The sequence below is a fragment of the Burkholderia sp. AU30198 genome, assembly GCF_020419825.1.
Classification (GTDB): Bacteria; Pseudomonadota; Gammaproteobacteria; order Burkholderiales; family Burkholderiaceae; genus Burkholderia.
The window spans coordinates 120,766-138,574 of record NZ_JAIZSA010000021.1 but is presented as its reverse complement, the minus strand read 5'-3'; the positions used below and the strand labels follow the sequence as shown (position 1 = coordinate 138,574).

The following is a 17,809-nucleotide window of genomic DNA, read 5'->3' as shown; positions in this document are numbered from 1 at the left end:
ATCCACTACTACAATCACCAACGCATCAAGACCAAACTAAAAGGGCTGAGTCCCGTGCAATACAGGACTCAGCCCTCATCAGCTTAACCGTCGGTTCCGACCATCCAACTTCCTGGGGTCAGTTCACGAAGGGCGGCCGTGTCATGCGGCGCAACGGTGTCGCGCGGCGCGTTACAGCGCCATGTCGGCCGAGGCCTTCGCCGGGCGGGCCGGCGCGGTGCCGGTGGCCTGCGACGGCGTGTTGACGTCGATCTTCGGCGGCGGCGACAGCTGCAGCACGTCGCTCGTGTACGTCCACTCCTCGACGACCTTCGCCGGGCTGTCGTTCAGCTTCGTGCCGTAGCTGGGCACGATCTGGCGGATCTTCTGCTGCCATTCAGGCGTCGCGACCTTGTCCTTGAACACCTTCTTCATCAGGTTCAGCATGATCGGCGCGGCCGTCGACGCGCCAGGCGATGCGCCGAGCAGGCCCGCGATGCTGCCGTCCTGCGACGCGACGATCTCGGTGCCGAGCTTCAGCACGCCACCCTTCACCGGGTCGCGCTTGATGATCTGCACGCGCTGGCCGGCTTGCCACAGGCGCCAGTCTTCCTTCTTCGCGTTCGGGAAGTATTCCTTCAGCGCGTTGAAGCGGTCGTCATCGGACAGCATCAGCTGGCCGGCGAGGTACTGGACCAACGGGAATTCGTCCACGCCCACGCGCATCATCGGCGCGACGTTGTGCGTGTTGGTGCTCTTGAGCAGGTCGAAGTACGAACCGTTCTTCAGGAACTTGGTCGAGAACGTCGCGAACGGCCCGAACAGGATGATCTTCTTGCCGTCGATGATCCGCGTGTCAAGGTGCGGCACCGACATCGGCGGCGAGCCGACCGACGCCTTGCCATATGCCTTCGCGAGATGCTGCTTCACGACTTCGGGGTTGTCCGTCACGAGGAACGAGCCGCCGACCGGGAACGCGCCGTAGTCCTTCGCCTCGGGGATGCCCGACGCCTGCAGCAGGTGCAGCGCACCGCCGCCCGCGCCGATGAACACGAACTTCGCGTCGACCGATTGCGCCGGTTCATCCGAGTGCAGCTTGACCCAGCTCACGTGCCACGTGCCGTCGGCATTGCGCGAGATCTCGCGCACTTCGCTCGACAGCGACAGCGTGAAGTTCGGCTGCGTCTTCAGGTAGCCGACGAACTGGCGCGTGATCTCGCCGAAATTCACGTCGGTGCCGATCGGCGTCCACGTCGCCGCGACCTTCTGGTTGCGGTCGCGGCCTTCCATCATCAGCGGCACCCACTGCTTGATCTGGTCGTAGTCTTCCGAATACTGCATCCCGCGGAACAGCGGGCTCGCCTGGAGCGCTTCGTAGCGCTTCTTCAGGAAGCGGACGTTGTCGTCGCCCCACACGAAGCTCATGTGCGGCGTCGAGTTGATGAACGAATGCGGGTTCTTCAGCACGCCCTGCTTGACCTGCCACGCCCAGAACTGGCGCGAGATCTGGAACGACTCGTTGATCTCGATGGCCTTCGAGATGTCGATCTTGCCGTCTGCCTTCTCCGGCGTGTAGTTCAGCTCGGCGAGTGCCGAGTGGCCGGTGCCGGCATTGTTCCAGCCGTTCGAGCTTTCCAGCGCGACGCCGTCGAGGCGCTCGACCATCGTCATCGACCAGTCAGGTTGAAGCTCGTGCAGCCAGACGCCGAGCGTCGAGCTCATGATGCCGCCGCCCACCAGCAGGACGTCGACCTTCTTCGTATCGGCGGCATGCGCGGACGACGCGGCGACGCACAGCGCGAGCGCCGACAGTATTACCCGTAACGTTTTGATCACAGCAGATCCCTTTTTCAACTTGGATGCATCGGTTTGCCAGGCCGCCCGGCGCGGGTGTCGATCGCGGAGAAACGCGGATCCGGAGATCCGGATCGCGAATCCGGAATTCCGGATCGACGCCGCGCGCCGTCGCATTTGCGCACGCGAAACCGTCGGGAAGGACACCTTCGGATCGGCTTCCTGCGGGCAGGCAAGCGCCTGCGTCACAGTGGCGCACGACGCGCCCGGGCCCTTGCGGCAAGCCTGAGCGGAAGGCGCTTCAGGCTGCGTGGAAAGAGGCCGCGCGCGACGCGTTTTGCGGGGGCGGGATGGCAAGGGGCGCGTAATGTAACCGAACTCGTTTGCTGTGTCACAAACGAAAAATACCGTTGTTTTCGTGGGGTTTTTTGTGTGTCCGGGTTTCCGGAATGACAGTCGCGGGAACCGGGAAAGCTGGGGATAACTGCGCGGGATCGGGAGGGTATTTCGAGGGGCGCTGCGTCGTGTCGCGGCAGTGCGCCGCGACACGAACGCGTGACGTCACGTCACTTTACTTCGCGGCAGCGTTCCGGCAGAACTGGTCGTACGCTTGCGCCGAATTCGCGAAGCCTTTCTGTTTCGCGAGTTCCCATGGGCGCTCGCACTGTTGCGTTGCTTCGCACCACGAATAGCCGGCCGACGGGATGCAACCGTGCGCATCGCGATCGCTGCCGGGCATCGGCGGTACGGCCGGCGCCGTTGCTTGAGCCGGAGACTGAGCCGGCGGCGTGGATTGCGCGGCACAGGCGCTCAATGCGAACGCGCAGGCCAGCGTGGCGGCCAGCGAAGCGGAAGGGAGGAAACGCTTCATCAGGTAGTGCTCCATGGGATGAGTTTCGGAGAATCGGGTGAAGGCCCGCACGTTCGTCGTGTCGTTCAGGCGTCCGGCACCGGCACGCGCGACGAGAACTTCACTTCGCGCAACGCGAGGCTCGACTGGATCGACGACACCCCGGCCTGCTTGCGCAGCACACGCTCGACGAATTCCGCATACGCGTCGAGATCGGCCGCGACGACCTGCAGGATGTAGTCGGCCGCGCCGGTGATCTTGTGGCAGGACGTCACTTCGTCGTGACGCCGCATCACGTCCTCGAAGTGATCCGAATCCTGGTCGGAATGCATGTTGAACGTCACCTGCACGAACGCGAACACGTTCATGCCGAGCGCGCGCCGGTCGAGGTTCGCCTGGTAGCCGGTGATCACGCCCTCGTCCTCGAGCCGCTTGCGGCGGCGCCAGCAGGGCGTGACGCTCAGCGACAGCTTCTCGCCGAGCGTCGCGTTCGACAGCGCGCCGTCGTCCTGCAGCAGGCGCAGCATGGCGCGGTCGACGCCATCCAGTTCAGCCGAAGCGCGATTTTTGCTCATTTCCGGGATTCCGTAGGCGGTTTTCTCAAAATTGTATAAAAGCCGCGCGTCGAAAGCAAAGCTATTGCCGGTTGCCGTCAATAAACTGTTGCCACCCTCACTGCAACGGTCAACCATGCTCACGGTCTACAGCAGCGATCACCAACTGCATCGCGGCGTCGAACTGAAGGACGGCGCGATCACCGATTCGTTCGAAAACCCCCTTCGCGCCGAAACGGTGCTCGCCCAAGTGCGTGCCGCCGGCCTCGGCGACGTGATCGCGCCGAAGCCGTTCGACCGCGCCCGCTACGCGGCCGCGCACAGCGCGCGCTACGTCGATTTCCTCGCCGGCGCATGGGACGAGTGGGCCGCGACGGGCCGCACCTGCCAGGCGCTGCCGCTCGTGTGGCCGGTGCGCGCGATGCCGGCCGCCGCGACGCCGCCCGCGTTCATCGACGGCAAGCTCGGCTTCTACGCGATGGACGCCGGCGCGCCGATCAACGCCGGCACGTGGGATGCCGTGAGCGCGAGCGCGAACTCGGCGCTCACCGGTGCCGACCTGCTGTCGAGCGGCGCGGCGCGCGCGGCGTTCGCGCTGTGCCGCCCGCCCGGCCACCACGCGGGCCGCGAGTACATGGGCGGCTATTGCTACCTGAACAACGCGGCGATCGCCGCGCAGCACTGCGTCGCGCAGGGCGCCGCGCGCGTCGCGGTGCTCGACGTCGATTTCCATCACGGCAACGGTACGCAGGACATCTTCTACGATCGCGCGGACGTGCTGTTCGCGTCGATCCACGGCGAACCGCCGGTGTCGTACCCGTACTTCTCCGGCTATGCGGAAGAGCGCGGCATCGGCGCGGGCGAAGGGTTCAACCTGAACCTGCCGCTGCCGAAGGGCACGCTGTGGGACACCTACTCGGCGGCGCTCGACCACGCGGCCGCCGCGATTGCCGCACACGCGCCCGATGCGCTCGTCGTGTCGCTCGGCGTCGATACCTTCGAGCACGACCCGATCAGCCATTTCCGGCTGCGCTCGCCCGACTACCTGCGCATCGGCGCGGCGCTCGCGCGCCTGAACGTGCCGACGCTGTTCGTGATGGAAGGCGGCTACATGGTCGACGAGATCGGCATCAACGCGGTCAACGTGCTGCTGGGATTCGAAGGGCGCGCGTAACGCGCGGCGCCGACTGTTTCAACGGCGGCCGTGCCCCGTGCCGGCCGCCGCAACCGTGGAGCAAGGGCATGACGCGATATCTGGATGTGACGAGCGTGTCGACGCTCGTGGCCGAAGTCGGGATGACGCAGATCCTGACGACGATGGCCTCGTATATCGAGCAGGACTACCGGCGCTGGGAGACGTTCGAGAAGACCGCACGCCTCGCCAGCCATTCGACCGACGGCGTGATCGAGCTGATGCCGACGTCGGACGCGCGGCTGTACGCGCTCAAGTACGTGAACGGCCATCCGAAGAACACCAAGGCCGACCTGCTGACGGTGATGGCGTTCGGCGTGCTGGCCGATGTCGATACCGGCTATCCGCTGCTGCTGAGCGAGATGACGCTGACGACGGCTATCCGAACCGCCGCGACGTCCGCCTTGGTCGCACGCTTTCTCGCGCGCGCCGATGCGCGTTCGATGGCGCTGATCGGCAACGGCGCGCAGAGCGAATTCCAGGCGATCGCGTTCCACGAGATGCTCGGCATCGACGAACTGCGCGTGTTCGACATCGATCCGGCGGCGACCGACAAGCTGATCCGAAACCTCGCGTCGTTCGAGGGGCTGCGCGTGATTCGCTGTGCGTCGGCGGCGGACGCCGTGCGCGGCGCGGACATCGTGACGACGGTCACCGCCGACAAGACCAACGCGACGATCCTGACACCGGACATGATCGAGGACGGGATGCACGTGAACGCGGTGGGCGGCGATTGCCCGGGCAAGACCGAGCTGCATGCGGACGTGCTGCGGCGCGCACGCGTCGTCGTCGAATACGAGCCGCAGACGCGCATCGAAGGCGATATCCAGCAGATGCCGGCGCAGTTCCCGGTGATCGAGTTCGCGCGGATCGTGTCGGGCGCCGAGCCGGGCCGCGAATCGGATGCGCAAGTGACGGTGTTCGATTCGGTCGGCTTCGCGCTCGAGGATTTCTCGGCGCTGCGCTACCTGAACGCGGCGGCACGCGAGCGCGAGATCGGGATCGAGCTCGACCTGATTCCCGCGCCGCGCGATCCGAAGGACCTGTACGGCGTCGCGACGCGCGGCGAGAACGCCGTGCTGCCGGCCGGGATGGGCCGTGCGGTGCAGGAAACGCTGCACCACTGACTGCAACCGATTCGTCATCCGAACCACAACACGTCCCGCATTGCACGGGGCTCACAAGACTGACCAGGAGACAGACATGCTTCGATATCCCATGACGGCACTCGCGGCGGCGGCGCTCACATGCGCGCTGCCCGCGCACGCGGACGAAATCGTGCGCATCGGCCACGTCGCGCCGCTGACCGGCGCGATCGCGCACCTCGGCAAGGACAGCGAGAACGGCGCGCGCCTCGCGGTCGAGGAAATCAATGCGAAGGGGCTCGTGATCGGCGGCAAGAAGGTCACGCTGCAGCTCGACGCGCAGGATGACGCGGGCGATCCGCGCACCGCGACGCAGGTTGCGCAGCGGCTCGTCGACGACAAGGTGGTGGGCGTCGTCGGCCATCACAACTCGGGTACGTCGATCCCGGCGTCGCGCGTCTATCGAGACGGCGGCGTCGTGCAGATCTCGCAGGCCGCGACCAACCCGACGTACACGCAGCAGGGTTTCAAGACGACCTATCGCGTCGTCGCGACCGATGCGCAGCAGGGGCCGGCGCTCGCGATGTATGCGGCGAAGAACATGGGCATCAAGACGGTGGCCGTGGTCGACGATTCGACCGCGTACGGGCAGGGCCTCGCGACCGAGTTCGAGAAGGCGGCGAAGGCGGCCGGGATGAAGGTCGTGTCGCGCGACGCGACCAACGACAAGGCGATCGACTTCCGCGCGATCCTCACGAAGATCAAGGGTGCAAACCCGGACGCGATCATGTACGGCGGCATGGACGCGACGGGCGGGCCGCTTGCGAAGCAGGCGCGCCAGCTCGGCATGCGTGCGAAGATCCTCGCCGGCGACGGCGTGTGCTCGACCGACCTGCCGAAGCTCGCGGGCCCGGCGTCCGACAATGTCGTGTGCTCCGAGGCCGGTATCGCGCTCGAGAAGATGCCGGGCGGCGCGGCGTTCGCGAAGCGCTACGAAGCGCGTTACCACCAGCCGATGCAGGTGTACGCGCCGTTCTCGTACGACGCCGTCAATATCATCGTCGACGCGATGAAGCGCGCGAACTCGACCGACCCGGCGAAGGTGCTGGCCGCGATGCCGGCCACCGACTACCAAGGTGTGATCGGCGAGACGAGCTTCACGCCGCAGGGCGACCTGAAGCATGGCGCGATTTCGGTGTTCACGTACAAGAGCGGCAAGAAGGCGCTGCTCGATATCGTGAAGATGTGATGTGGCGGTGACGTCGCGTTGACGTCGCACGGGCCGCGAAGCAGGAGGTGCTTCGCGGCCTTCGCCGTTTACAGCGCGCGCGTTTGTGCGCGGTCGGCGCGACGCTCCGCGTCGTGCACGATGTGCAGCTCGCGCGTGCGGATCGGCAGCGTGCAGCTCGCGTCGGCGAGCGTCTTGCGCACCTGGCGCGCGAGGCGCCAGCGCATCGCCCAGAACTTGTCGGTGTGCGTCCATACGCGCATGTTCGCGACGACCGTGCTGTCGTCGAAGCGCATCACCATCACGTCCGGCGCGGGATCCTGCAGCACGTCGGGATCGGCCGCGGCCAGCCCGCGCAGCGCGTCGAGCGCGCGATCGATGTCGTCATGTACCGACACTTCCACTTCGAGATCGAGGCGGCGCGTCGGGTTGCGCGTGTAGTTGCGGATCGAGCTGCCCCACAGTGCGCTGTTCGGCACGTATTCGCAGATGCCGTCAGGCTTCGTCAGCCGCGTCATGAAGAGCCCGACTTCGTCTACGGTGCCCGCGACGCCCGAGCCGCCGTCGATATAGTCGCCGACCTTGAACGGTCGCAGCAGCAGAAGCATGATGCCGGCCGCGATGTTCTGCATCGTGCCTTGCAGTGCAAGCCCGATCGCGAGGCCGGCCGCGCCGAGCACCGCGACGATGCTCGCGGTTTCGATGCCGAGCTGCGACAGCGCGCCGACGATCGCGACGATGCGGATGCCCCACACGGCGACGTCGCAGAGGATCGGCCGCAGCGTGTCGTCGACACGCTCCTTGTTCGAGAGCAGACGGTTCAGCCAGTTGCCGATGCGTTTCGACAGCCACCAGCCGGCGACGAGCAGCGCCAGGCCGGCGCACAGCTTGATGGAGAGGGTGGACAGCGCGTTCCACAGGAACGTCCAGCGTTCCGGATGCAGGTGATCGAGCAACATGACGGGATTCCGGTTTGAAGAAACAGTGCGCAACGCGTCGCGTGCCTGCCAGGGGCGGGCAGGCTTGCGCTCACGCGCGGACAGCGTTCGACCATACACGGCGCGCGATGGTTCGCGCGAATGGGTGCGGGCGAATGCCGCGTCGTCGTGCCGCCGTGCCGCGAAATCGCGATTTCGACTTAGTACGAATCGGATTTCCAATTAAATGAGACTAGTCCTATTCAGCCATTTCGATCACGCCGGTACACTCGTTTTCACGTTGCCGGGTCGCGACGATCGTTCCTCCGCGATACCCGGTTCTCTCCCGATTTTTCACTGACAGACAGCGAGTGACGACGTCATGCGGTTAGACCTGCGTTTCCGTCTCGCACGCGAACAAGGTCAACCCGCGCAGCACGGCGTTCACGCTTTCCCGATGCGCCGCGCGCTGCTGCGCGGTGTCATGGCGGTGGCCTGTGTGGCCGGCGCACCGGGTGCGGTGGCACACGCGTCCCACGACGCCGCGCCGTTTTCGCCCGTGACGGCTGACCTTGTCGACGTGCCTTTTTTCAATGCCGCACGCACCACGTGGGGCGGCTTGCACGCATCGACGGCCGCGCCGCTCGACGTTGCCTATGCGTCGCATGCGGTGTCCGTGCCGACGGTCGGCGAACGCGACGACCCCGTTGCGCGCTTCGGTGCCTGCGTGGCTTACCGCGTGCTGTGCGATGCGGCGCGCGGTGCGGTCGAACGCGCGTACGCGTCGAGGTTCGAGTACGGTCTTGCGTCGGCGTTGCCCGCGATGGGTGAACCGGCTGCGTTCGAACGGCGTCCCGTCGATCTTGCCGATGCCGAGCCGTTCGTGCTCGCGGAAGCCGAGCATGGCGCGCGGGCCGGTGCGATCGTCGGCAGCCTGTACGCGTCGCTGGCGCGCGCCGATCTGTCGGCCGACGTCGCCGCGCAGATCACCCGCATGCTCGCCGGGCGCGTCGACCTGAAACAGCACGGAGCGCTCGGCGACACCTTCCGCGTTGCATACGAACCCGACGGCAACGCGATACTGCCTGGCGGCGTGCGCGTGACGGCGCTCGAGCTCCGCTTTCGCGGCCAGCAGGTCGCGGCCGTGTGGTTTGCGCCCCATGCCGGCTCGCCGGGCGCCTATTACGACCTCGACGGCGCGCCGCTCGTCGGTTCGCAGTTTGCGATGCCGGTCAGCGCAAACCGGATCAGCTCCCATTTCGGTGCGCGCGTGCATCCGGTGACCGGCGCCCGTCATGTGCATTCCGGCGTCGATCTCGCGGCACCGGCCGGGCGCGCGGTTCATGCGTCGGAGCGCGGCGTCGTGACGTTCATCGGCACCGAGCCGCGCGGCTATGGCAAGTACGTGGTGATCCGCCATGACGGCGGCTATGCGTCGTACTACGCGCACCTGTCGGCATTCGAGCCGACGCTGCGAACCGGCACGCGGGTCGCGCGCGGCCAGCGTGTCGGCGCGGTGGGCAGCACGGGCACGGCCACCGGGCCGCATCTGCACTTCGAGGTCCGTCGGCACGATCGTCTCGTCGACCCGGTCGCGCTGGTACAGGCGGGCAAGGCGGCGAAGCTGAAGGGCGAGCGGCGCGTGGCGTTCAACCAGGTGGCGCACGACGCGCGCACGCGCCTGGCGTCGGCTGCATGGTCGCAGCCAGTGGCGATGGAGCAGCCTGCCGGGTCGCGTGCCGGCTGACCGTGGGTGAGGGGTGGGCCGAGACGAGGCACGTCGCGGCCGATCAAGGCAAACTGCTTACACGGCGGGTTCGACGGGCAACCAGATTTCAAGCACGCCAGCGCCCGTGATCGGATCGTAGTCCGCGCTGTAGCGCTCGAATTCGGGCGCGTCGGCCGCCTTGAACCCCGATGTCGGCAGCCAGCCGTTCCAGATGCTGTAGAACGTCTGGTGCAGCGTGGAAATATGCCCGCGGTGTTCGAAGATCGCATAGCGTTGCGGTTCCAGTTCGACGCAGCGAAATGGTGCGGGCAGCCGGTCGCGGTGGGCGACTTCCACGCCCGCAATGTATTCGAAGCTGCCATCCGCATCGGGGTTGCAGCACACGCCGTAGGTCACGTCGTCGACCTGGCCGGGAATGGTACCGATGTATGGGATGAACGCTTGCCACAGCGCCGGAATGCCTTCGTTGGTTTCGAAGGTGTACCGGTCGCTCATGCCTGCGATCAGCCGCTTTCCGGCGGTTTCGAAGCGGGATGGTGCAACGTCGATGAGTTTCAGTTCTTTCATGCGTAGCGGCTCCACAAGAGACAATCCGTCGAGAGTGCGCCGTGCCCGCACGTCCTCGGGCGTGATTCCGAAGAGATCGCGGAAGGCGCGCGTGAACGCCTCATGGGAGCCGTAGCCGGCATCGAGCGCCACCTGCAGGATGTCCGGCGCGCCTTCCGCCAACGTGCGTGCCGCACGCGTCAGCCGCCTCGACCGGACATAGCGCATCACCGGCCAGCCGGTATTCATCGAGAACAGGCGCGAGAAGCCGAAGCGCGTCATGTCGCAATTGGCGGAAATCCTGTCGAGCGTCAGTTCGCGGTCCAGTTTGGTTTCGATAAACCAGAGTGCTTGTCCAATCGGATTCATGGCGTGCCATTGAGGGTGTCGGGCGGACTATATGGTATCGGCGGCGGGGGCATTTGATCGTTCTTGCACGGCAGGCGAGGCGTGGGCGGCCGAGGCGCCAAAGCAGATCGCCACGCCGGGCGGCGTGGCGAGGGGCCAGGATTGCGCGGCTTAGCCGAGCGGCCAGTTCAAGATGGCGATACCGTCGTTGTAGTCACCGTCCGTCCCGTCTTCCGATCCGACCAGGCCGAAGTAGGTCTTCTTGAAGATGTCGACCTGACGTGAGCCGATCTTCGACGGCTTGCCGTTCGCCGTCACGACCACGCGCACCTTCCCCTTGCCGGAGTTCACGATTTGCGTGTTCAGGTTCGTGTCCTGCGTGCCGGCGCCCTGGAACGTCGCGGCCGGTTTCGCGTTGTCGTCGACGAAGACCTCGATCGTCTGCTGCGCCGACGAATTGACCAGCGCGGTCACGCCGAACGCGATGTTCGGCGGCAGGTTGAAGATGCCGTCGCGTTCGCCACCGCCGGTCATCGTGGTATCCGGCTGCGTGGGCTGCGGCTGCGGCGTCGCTTTCGAGAAGTAATTGACCACCGCACCGACGCCGAACTTCGCCGCGGCCCCGGGCAGCACGCCGGGCGCGCCGGCCCACGTCACCGTGCAGGCGACCACCTGCCCGGCCGCATCGGTCTTCACCTTGTTTTGCCAGCTGCCGACGTCGAAGCTGTACGGGATGGTCGCGATGTCGACGAACACATCGTATTGCGGCAGCTTTTCCACGAGCTGTGCGGTCATGAACTGGCGCATCCGGTCGAGCACTGCCTGGTCGCCGTTCGCCTGTACGGCGCTTGCATCGTTGCCGGCGAGTTGCAGCAGTGCGTACAGATCGTCATGGGTAAACGGTTGTGACATGTCGTCCTCGTCTCGATGAAATGGTTCGCGTCGCGCGGCCGGCGAATGGGTTTCGCCGTTGTCGCGCACAGAGTACAGCGTGGGACTGCAAGTGACTGCTCGAACGAATCGATTCGCAAGGTGGGGTGGGCCCCGTCGCCATTGCGGGATCGACGGCGGCGCACCCGCCCGGTCGCGCCGCGCAATCGTGCTCGGCCCAGCGGCCAGGTCAGGTCAGCCGATCGGCCACTGGAGCACGACGATGCCGTCGTTGTAGTCGCTGTCGTGGCCGTCTTCCGACACGACGATCCCGAAGTTGACCGTGTACGGCGAGCCGTCCGATTTCTTGCCGTTGATCGGCGCGAGGCGCGCATCGGTAGCCGACGGCTTGCCGTTCACCGACACTTCGAAGCGGATCTTGCCGTTGCCGGAATTCAGCGTCGCTTCACGCGTGCCGTCGCGCGTCGTCAGCTTGTGATATGCGGCGGGTTCCTTGCTGTCGCCGATAAACAGCTTGATGTGTTGCTGCTCGGCGGCATTCGCGAAGAAAATCGCGCGGAAATCGGTATTCGGCGGAATCGAAAACTCGCCAGCGCGATTGGAAGACGTTTGAGAATCGGCCATGTTTTCCTCCTGAGGAATGATGGGTAAGGCTTCGAGCCATGTCGCGCAAACGTTTGCCGTTTGAAATGCGACGATCCGAGCATGCCGAAAAATAAATAAAAAAATATTCGATTGAGAATGGTTATTGTTCAGTAAATCGCAAATGGAGGTTAATCGATTTAATGAAATGTGTTTAATCGATGCTATTTGGATATATTCGGTAAACTATATCGGCACGCGTATCGATCTTTTGAACGATGCGCGCTTGCGCAGGCGGGACGGATGGGGCAGCAGCGGGCAATCGGGCTTCGGCGCGGACGCTCGGCGTTCGCATATGGCAGCGTTGGTTTCAACATCAGCATCTCGGTCGCGGCCGCGCCCACCGGCCACCACCGAACATCCACGCCGAAACCCGATGGCAACGGGAAGAGGGTGCGGCAACCGGCGAAGTGCATTGACCAACTCACTCCGAACGTGAACAGGGGCTCCACCGGCGCCGCACCCGTGAAGCATATCGACGGGGCGGGCCGCGGCCTATCGGACGAGACTGATTTTGCAGACCGCGCAGGCGGGCGATCGGCGAATTGCGCGTTGACAGCGCCCGTCACTCTGTGATTTGATTTCGGCCATGCAAGCCGCCCAGCCCCTCTTTTCGCTACGACTACTAGCCCGTTTCTCCGGGCTGGGTCTGCGGCTGCGCGCTTTCCATCTGCTTCTTTCCTGAAGCGCCAGATTTCCCCCGCATCATCGACCTGGCCCCGGTTGTCGACCGGCGCCTGAGTTCGTCCTTCTTCCGAATCGCTCCGCTCCGTCCCGGTCGCTCAACCGCCAAGGCTGTCGTTCGCCGTACCGCATAGCCGTTGTGCCGTTTTCTACCGTTTTTACCGCTGCGCGCGCAGCCGGCCGCCACGATCGATGGCCGCCGCGCCGCGGTTTCCCGACCAACCGACCGAGGACCGACCATCATGATGCTGAAGAACCCCGCGACGAAGTACCGACCGTTCACGCCCGTCAACCTGCCGAACCGCATGTGGCCGACGCGCACGATCACGCAAGCGCCGATCTGGATGAGCACCGACCTGCGCGACGGCAACCAGTCGCTGTTCGAGCCGATGGACGCCGCGCGCAAGATGCGGATGTTCAAGATGCTGGTCGCGATCGGCTTCAAGGAGATCGAGGTCGCGTTCCCGTCGGCGTCCGAGACCGACTTCAACTTCGTGCGCGAGCTGATCGAAGGCGGCCACATTCCCGACGACGTGACGATCGAGGTGCTCACGCAGGCACGCGACGACCTGATCGAGCGCACCTTCGACTCGCTGCGCGGCGCGAAACGCGCGATCGTGCACCTGTACAACGCGACCGCGCCGGAATTCCGCAAGATCGTGTTCGGCCTCGACCGCGACGGCGTGAAAGCGCTCGCGGTGAACGCCGCGCGCACGATCAAGCGCTGCGCCGACGCCGCGACCGACACGCATTTCACGCTGCAATACAGCCCGGAAACCTTCACGGCGACCGAGCTCGATTTCGCGAAGGAAGTCTGCGACGCCGTGTTCGACGTCTGGCAGCCGACGCCGGAGCACAAGGCGATCGTGAACCTGCCGGCCACCGTCGAAGTCGGCACGCCGAACTTCTACGCGGACCAGATCGAATGGATGCACCGCAACCTTGCGCGCCGCGATGCGCTGATCGTGTCCGTGCATCCGCACAACGACCGCGGCACCGCGGTCGCGGCGGCCGAGCTTGCAGTGATGGCCGGCGCGGACCGGATCGAGGGCTGCCTGTTCGGCAACGGCGAACGCACCGGTAACGTCGATCTCGTCACGCTCGCGCTGAACCTGTATTCGCAGGGCGTCGATCCGGGCCTCGATTTCTCGCAGATCAACGAAGTCGCGCGCACGGCTGAGGAATGCACGCAGTTGCCGATCCATCCGCGCCATCCGTATGTCGGCGATCTGGTGTTTACCGCGTTCTCCGGCTCGCACCAGGACGCGATCAAGAAGGGCTTCGCGGTGCAGCGCCCCGATGCCGTGTGGGAAATGCCGTACCTGCCGATCGATCCGAGCGATGTCGGCCGCACGTACGACTCGATCATTCGCGTGAACAGCCAGTCGGGCAAGGGCGGCATTGCGTACCTGCTCGAGCAGAGCTATGGCGTCGCGCTGCCGCGCCGCCTGCAGGTCGACTTCAGCGCGGCCGTGCAGCGCCTGACCGACGACAGCGGGCTCGAGGTGACGAGCGCACAGATCTGGTCGTTGTTCCAGCAGGAATACGTGGAAGGCGATGCGCCGCTGCGTTATGTCGGCCATGAGCTGACCGAGCGCGACGGCCGCGAGACGATCGTGCTGACCGCCGACGTGCACGGCGAGCGCCGCGTGCTGCGCGGTGAAGGCAATGGCCCGCTCGATGCGCTGATGCATGCGTTGCACACGCCGCTGCGTATCCAGCACTACGAGGAGCGTGCGTTGTCGCAGGGCGCCGACGCAAAGGCGATCGCGATCGCGGAACTGTCCGGTACGGGCGTGCGCGGCAGTGCGTTCGGCGTCGGCATCGACGCGAACCTGACGACCGCGTCGATCCGCGCGGTGATCAGCGGCATCAACCGTGCGTATGCGCGCGCGGACGAAGCGGTGCAGGCGACGTTTTTTGGCGCGCAGCCCGCGGTGAAGGCTGTCGCGTAAGCGAGGGGTTGGCGGCCGCGCCGGCGGTGTCCGGCGCGGTCGCGTCGTGGTTCGTGCAGTTGCCTTCGCTCGGCCCGTTGAGCGCGGCGCGCAGTTCCGCCTTCATGAAATCCACCCACGCGCGCGTCTTCGCGTCGAGATGCTGGCGCGACGGATACACCAGAAACACACCCACATCCTCGGCCCGGTAACCGGGCAGCACGCGCACCAGCGCGCCTGAACGCAGCCCGTCGTCCGCGACGAACTCCGGCAGCAGGCCGATTCCCGCCCCTTCCCGTACCGCGATTTCGAGCGATGCCGCGACGTCGGCCGTCATCGCCGGCTCGAATGCGATCGTTTCCGAATCCGCACCGCGCGTCAGCGTCCATTCGCGCACCGGGTACGCGGGCGCGACCAGTTGCAGGCAGCGATGCCGCGCGAGCGCGCGCGGCGTGTCCGGCATCCCGTGTTGCGCGACATACGCGGGCGACGCGCACAGCACGCTGCCGATCCGCCCGACGTCGATCGCGACCTGATCGGAACTCGGCAGGCTCGGCATCGCGATCACCGCGACGTCGTAGCTGTCGCGGATCAGGTCGGGCACCTGCGGCGCGAGCGTCAGGTCGACGCTGACGTCCGGATAGCGCGCCTGGAAGCGCGCGACGAGCGGAATCACGAAACGGTTCGCGATGCTGGCGCTGCAGTGCGCGCGCAGCCGGCCGTGCGGATGCAGCTGTGCGCCGCGCGCTTCGCGTTCGCTCGCGTCGACGGCACGCGTGATGTCGCGTGCACGCGCCAGATAGCGCTCGCCGGCTTCGGTCAGGCACATCGAGCGCGTCGTGCGGTTCAGCAGCCGGATGCCGAGATGCGCTTCGAGCGACGCGATCGTGCGGCTGACATACGCGGTCGTGAGATTGAGCCGCTTGCCGGTTTCGGTGAAGGTCCCTGCGTCGGCGAGCGTGACGAAAACCTGCATGCTTTGAATCAGATCCATCGGCGGGGCGGGCGCGTGGCGCCGGTGTCGTGCGATGCCGCTACTGTAGCGAGCGGCCTGCCGCGCCGCGCGCGCACGTCAGCGCGCGATCGTCGCGAAACGGACAGGGCGGTTCAGCGTCGCGAGAAGTATTCGCTCGGCGGCACGCCGAGTGCCTTGCGGAACATCGCTGCGAACGCGCTGGGACTGTCGTAGCCGTGCTCGAGCGCGAGTTCGAGGATCGGCGTGCCGGCGGCCAGGCGCGGCAGGCTCAGCAGCAGGCGCGCATGGCGGCACCACGCACCGTGCGTCATGCCTGTTTCACGCTTGAAGGTGCGCGCGAGCGTGCGCTCGTTCATGTGCGCGTCGCGCGCCCACGACTGCAGTGTGACGACCGACGACGGTTCGTTGATGAGCCGCGTGCACAGCGCGGCGAGCGCCGGATGGTGCGGCATCGGCACATGCAGCGACAGCAGCGGCGCGATCTCGATTTCGTCGAGGATCAGCGCGAGCACGCGGCCCGCGCGATGCGCGAGGTCGTAATCGGCCGGCAGTTCGCACGCGGTCACGATCAGCTCGCGCAGCAACGTGCCGACCTCGATCACGCGGCATTCGCGCGGCAGGCTCGGCCGTACTTCGTGCGCGACGAACACAGTGCGCATCTGCACGTCGCCGGCCATCCGGATCTCGTGCTGCGTGCCGCCCGGCACCCAGACCGCGCGGCCCGTCGGCACGACCCAGCTGCCGGCATCCGCATGCACGAGCATCACGCCGGAAATCGCGTGAATCAGCTGGCCATGCCGGTGCGAATGCGGCGGATACGCGATGCCGGCCGCCGCGTCGGACGCGACGACGGCGATCTGCTTGTGCTTGTCCTTATGTTCGAGCGCGCTGAAAAATTGATCCATGTGTCATTTTCTCGACGACGAATGCGCTTTGCGCGCGAGATCGACCGAATGGGTCGAAATTACCATAGGCCCATCGTTTGTTCGACTGCCATTGCACGATGCGAGCCTCGTCTTCTCATCCGGTTTCCTTCCGTTTGTCTGTTGCCGCCGCGCTGCTGAGCGCCGCGACGCTTGCCGCCTGCTCGGTCGGCATGCCGTACCGTCCGCCTGAGACCGATGCGGCACGCACGGCACCGTTCGACGCGGCGGCCGATGCGCCCGTCGCGTCCGGCGGCGCGTTGCCCGATCGCTGGTGGCAGTTGTTCGACGATCCGGCGCTCGACGCACTCGTGCGCGAAGCGCTCGCGCAGAACCGCGATCTCGCGGTGGCCGCGGCACGCGTCGCGCGTGCGCGGGCCGTGCTCGACGAAGCGGGTGCCGCGCGGTTGCCCGACACGACAGCCGGCTTCGGCGTCGACTACGGCAAGCACGCGCCCGACCAGATCGTCGCCAGCGCGAAAGGCACCGATGCACGCACGCGCAGGGGTTTCGCGCCGTCGTTCGCGGTGTCATGGGAAGTCGATCTGTGGGGGCGCGTCGGTCATCTCGTCGATGCCGCGCGCGCCGATTCGGAGGCCGTGCAGGCTGCCTCGGATGCGATGCGTGTCGCGGTGGCCGCCGAGACGACGGCCGCCTATGCGCAGGCATGCGCGTACGGCGAGCGGATCGATGTGGCCGAGCGCTCGGTCGCGATTGCCGACCGTCTCGCCGCGCTGACCGCACGGCAGCGCGCGCACGGTCTCGTGTCCGATCTGGAAGTCGCGCGATCGCGCGCGTTCGCCGACGATACGCGCGCCGAACTGCCGGCGCTCGCGGGCGCACGCCGCGCTGCGTTGTATGAACTGGCCGTGCTGACCGGGCGAGCGCCCGGCGCGATTCCCGACGCGGCCGCGCGCTGCCACACGACGCCGGCGCTGGCGAGGCCGTTTCCGGTCGGCGACGGCGCTGCGCTGCTCCGGCGCCGGCCCGACCTGCGCGAGAGCGAGCGCCGGCTCGCCGCGTCGAACGCGCGGATCGGTGCCGCGACGGCCGAGCTGTATCCGTCGATCGTACTCGGCGGGTCGGTGAACTGGCTGTCGACGACCGGCGATCCGTCGTCGCTCGGCGACAAGTACGCGATCGCGTGGGGCGTCGGGCCGCTGATTACCTGGCGCTTTCCGAATCTCTCGGCGAGGCGTGCGCAACTCGCGCAGGCCCGCGCGGACGATGCCGCCGCGCGCGCGTCGTTCGATGCGCAGGTGCTGCGTGCGCTGAAGGAGACTGAACAGGCGCTCGCCCGCTATGGCGCCGAGTGGCGCCACAAGGCCGCGCTCGAAACCGCGCGCGCCGAGCACGCACGCGCCTACCGGCTCGCCGAACTGAACTACGACGCGGGTGCGCTGGATTTTCTCGGCGTGCTCGACGCGCAGCGCAGCCTCGTCGCGGTCGATGCGGCGCTGGCCACGTCGACGCAGCAGGTCGCACTCGATCAGGTCGCCGTCTTCAAGGCCCTGGGGGGCGGCTGGCAGCCCTAGCC

General features: G+C 66.4%; 16 protein-coding genes. 7 read left to right on the top strand and 9 right to left on the bottom strand.

Translation table 11 applies throughout. From position 1 onward, the window contains the following. The coding region (locus tag LGN19_RS33710; protein ID WP_226219584.1) for an IS3 family transposase at positions 1-87 on the top strand (87 nt) is incomplete at its 5' end. Positions 88-171: 84 nt separating this feature from the next. On the opposite strand, the gene mqo is transcribed toward LGN19_RS33710, so the two are convergent. The 3 genes from mqo to LGN19_RS33695 form a co-directional block, all read right to left on the bottom strand. Beyond that, complete coding sequence (gene mqo, locus LGN19_RS33705) at positions 172-1,833, bottom strand: malate dehydrogenase (quinone) (protein ID WP_174976650.1); 1,662 nt, start codon at positions 1,831-1,833, stop codon at positions 172-174. Between the two features lie 511 nt (positions 1,834-2,344). Then, positions 2,345-2,644 (bottom strand): hypothetical protein, encoded by a 300-nt coding sequence (locus LGN19_RS33700; RefSeq protein WP_122949680.1) that lies wholly within the window; start codon positions 2,642-2,644, stop codon positions 2,345-2,347. A 65-nt stretch (positions 2,645-2,709) separates the two neighbouring features. Beyond that, on the bottom strand, positions 2,710-3,198 hold the full coding sequence (locus LGN19_RS33695; RefSeq protein ID WP_122948567.1) for an Lrp/AsnC family transcriptional regulator: 489 nt from the start codon (positions 3,196-3,198) through the stop codon (positions 2,710-2,712). A gap of 115 nt (positions 3,199-3,313) precedes the next feature. Between LGN19_RS33695 and LGN19_RS33690 the strand changes: the two genes are divergently transcribed. The 3 genes from LGN19_RS33690 to LGN19_RS33680 all read left to right on the top strand — a co-directional run bounded on the left by LGN19_RS33690 (position 3,314) and on the right by LGN19_RS33680 (position 6,703). Further along, the gene (locus LGN19_RS33690) at positions 3,314-4,351 is read left to right on the top strand and encodes a histone deacetylase family protein (RefSeq protein ID WP_226219566.1); all 1,038 of its coding nucleotides are present in this window, start codon (positions 3,314-3,316) and stop codon (positions 4,349-4,351) included. A 68-nt stretch (positions 4,352-4,419) separates the two neighbouring features. Beyond that, the gene (locus LGN19_RS33685) at positions 4,420-5,496 is read left to right on the top strand and encodes an ornithine cyclodeaminase (protein ID WP_226219564.1); all 1,077 of its coding nucleotides are present in this window, start codon (positions 4,420-4,422) and stop codon (positions 5,494-5,496) included. Positions 5,497-5,572: 76 nt separating this feature from the next. Next, positions 5,573-6,703: a branched-chain amino acid ABC transporter substrate-binding protein gene (locus LGN19_RS33680; RefSeq protein ID WP_413227263.1), complete on the top strand. Its 1,131-nt coding sequence runs from the start codon at positions 5,573-5,575 to the stop codon at positions 6,701-6,703. A 68-nt stretch (positions 6,704-6,771) separates the two neighbouring features. Here the strand turns inward: LGN19_RS33680 and LGN19_RS33675 are convergent, their stop codons facing one another. Beyond that, positions 6,772-7,641 (bottom strand): mechanosensitive ion channel family protein, encoded by an 870-nt coding sequence (locus LGN19_RS33675; RefSeq protein WP_226219562.1) that lies wholly within the window; start codon positions 7,639-7,641, stop codon positions 6,772-6,774. 340 nt (positions 7,642-7,981) lie between these two features. On the opposite strand from LGN19_RS33675, the gene LGN19_RS33670 reads away from it, so the two are divergent. Then, positions 7,982-9,346 carry a M23 family metallopeptidase gene (locus LGN19_RS33670; RefSeq protein WP_226219560.1) on the top strand — a complete coding sequence of 455 codons (1,365 nt, stop codon included), beginning with the start codon at positions 7,982-7,984 and terminating at the stop codon, positions 9,344-9,346. 57 nt (positions 9,347-9,403) lie between these two features. On the opposite strand, the gene LGN19_RS33665 is transcribed toward LGN19_RS33670, so the two are convergent. The 3 genes from LGN19_RS33665 to LGN19_RS33655 form a co-directional block, all read right to left on the bottom strand. Then, on the bottom strand, positions 9,404-10,243 hold the full coding sequence (locus LGN19_RS33665; protein WP_226219558.1) for an AraC family transcriptional regulator: 840 nt from the start codon (positions 10,241-10,243) through the stop codon (positions 9,404-9,406). Positions 10,244-10,393: 150 nt separating this feature from the next. Further along, complete coding sequence (locus LGN19_RS33660) at positions 10,394-11,134, bottom strand: fucose-binding lectin II (protein ID WP_226219556.1); 741 nt, start codon at positions 11,132-11,134, stop codon at positions 10,394-10,396. A gap of 213 nt (positions 11,135-11,347) precedes the next feature. Beyond that, positions 11,348-11,737 (bottom strand): fucose-binding lectin II, encoded by a 390-nt coding sequence (locus LGN19_RS33655; RefSeq protein ID WP_043178912.1) that lies wholly within the window; start codon positions 11,735-11,737, stop codon positions 11,348-11,350. A gap of 947 nt (positions 11,738-12,684) precedes the next feature. Here LGN19_RS33655 and leuA point away from each other — a divergent pair. Continuing rightward, on the top strand, positions 12,685-14,394 hold the full coding sequence (gene leuA, locus LGN19_RS33650) for a 2-isopropylmalate synthase (protein WP_174956791.1): 1,710 nt from the start codon (positions 12,685-12,687) through the stop codon (positions 14,392-14,394). Here the strand turns inward: leuA and LGN19_RS33645 are convergent. Both LGN19_RS33645 and LGN19_RS33640 read right to left on the bottom strand, forming a co-directional pair. After that, the gene (locus tag LGN19_RS33645) at positions 14,312-15,367 is read right to left on the bottom strand and encodes a LysR family transcriptional regulator (RefSeq protein ID WP_226219554.1); all 1,056 of its coding nucleotides are present in this window, start codon (positions 15,365-15,367) and stop codon (positions 14,312-14,314) included. The genes leuA and LGN19_RS33645 overlap by 83 nt on opposite strands. Positions 15,368-15,480: 113 nt before the next feature. Next, complete coding sequence (locus LGN19_RS33640; RefSeq protein ID WP_122948577.1) at positions 15,481-16,254, bottom strand: AraC family transcriptional regulator; 774 nt, start codon at positions 16,252-16,254, stop codon at positions 15,481-15,483. 134 nt (positions 16,255-16,388) lie between these two features. Here LGN19_RS33640 and LGN19_RS33635 point away from each other — a divergent pair, with 134 nt between their 5' ends. Beyond that, positions 16,389-17,807, top strand: a complete 1,419-nt coding sequence (locus tag LGN19_RS33635) for an efflux transporter outer membrane subunit (RefSeq protein ID WP_226219552.1) — start codon at positions 16,389-16,391, stop codon at positions 17,805-17,807. Positions 17,808-17,809: the final 2 nt, after the last annotated feature.

What these genes read in the sequence shown, in the direction of transcription:
- LGN19_RS33680 (WP_413227263.1), top strand. Translation starts at nt 5,573, where the DNA reads ATGCTTCGATATCCCATGACGGCACTCGCGGCGGCGGCGCTCACATGC.
- LGN19_RS33670 (WP_226219560.1), top strand. Translation starts at nt 7,982, where the DNA reads ATGCGGTTAGACCTGCGTTTCCGTCTCGCACGCGAACAAGGTCAACCC.
- LGN19_RS33660 (WP_226219556.1), bottom strand. Translation starts at nt 11,134, where the DNA reads ATGTCACAACCGTTTACCCATGACGATCTGTACGCACTGCTGCAACTC.
- LGN19_RS33685 (WP_226219564.1), top strand. Translation starts at nt 4,420, where the DNA reads ATGACGCGATATCTGGATGTGACGAGCGTGTCGACGCTCGTGGCCGAA.
- LGN19_RS33695 (WP_122948567.1), bottom strand. Translation starts at nt 3,198, where the DNA reads ATGAGCAAAAATCGCGCTTCGGCTGAACTGGATGGCGTCGACCGCGCC.
- LGN19_RS33665 (WP_226219558.1), bottom strand. Translation starts at nt 10,243, where the DNA reads ATGAATCCGATTGGACAAGCACTCTGGTTTATCGAAACCAAACTGGAC.
- LGN19_RS33655 (WP_043178912.1), bottom strand. Translation starts at nt 11,737, where the DNA reads ATGGCCGATTCTCAAACGTCTTCCAATCGCGCTGGCGAGTTTTCGATT.
- leuA (WP_174956791.1), top strand. Translation starts at nt 12,685, where the DNA reads ATGCTGAAGAACCCCGCGACGAAGTACCGACCGTTCACGCCCGTCAAC.
- LGN19_RS33675 (WP_226219562.1), bottom strand. Translation starts at nt 7,641, where the DNA reads ATGTTGCTCGATCACCTGCATCCGGAACGCTGGACGTTCCTGTGGAAC.
- LGN19_RS33700 (WP_122949680.1), bottom strand. Translation starts at nt 2,644, where the DNA reads ATGAAGCGTTTCCTCCCTTCCGCTTCGCTGGCCGCCACGCTGGCCTGC.
- LGN19_RS33640 (WP_122948577.1), bottom strand. Translation starts at nt 16,254, where the DNA reads ATGGATCAATTTTTCAGCGCGCTCGAACATAAGGACAAGCACAAGCAG.
- LGN19_RS33645 (WP_226219554.1), bottom strand. Translation starts at nt 15,367, where the DNA reads ATGGATCTGATTCAAAGCATGCAGGTTTTCGTCACGCTCGCCGACGCA.
- LGN19_RS33690 (WP_226219566.1), top strand. Translation starts at nt 3,314, where the DNA reads ATGCTCACGGTCTACAGCAGCGATCACCAACTGCATCGCGGCGTCGAA.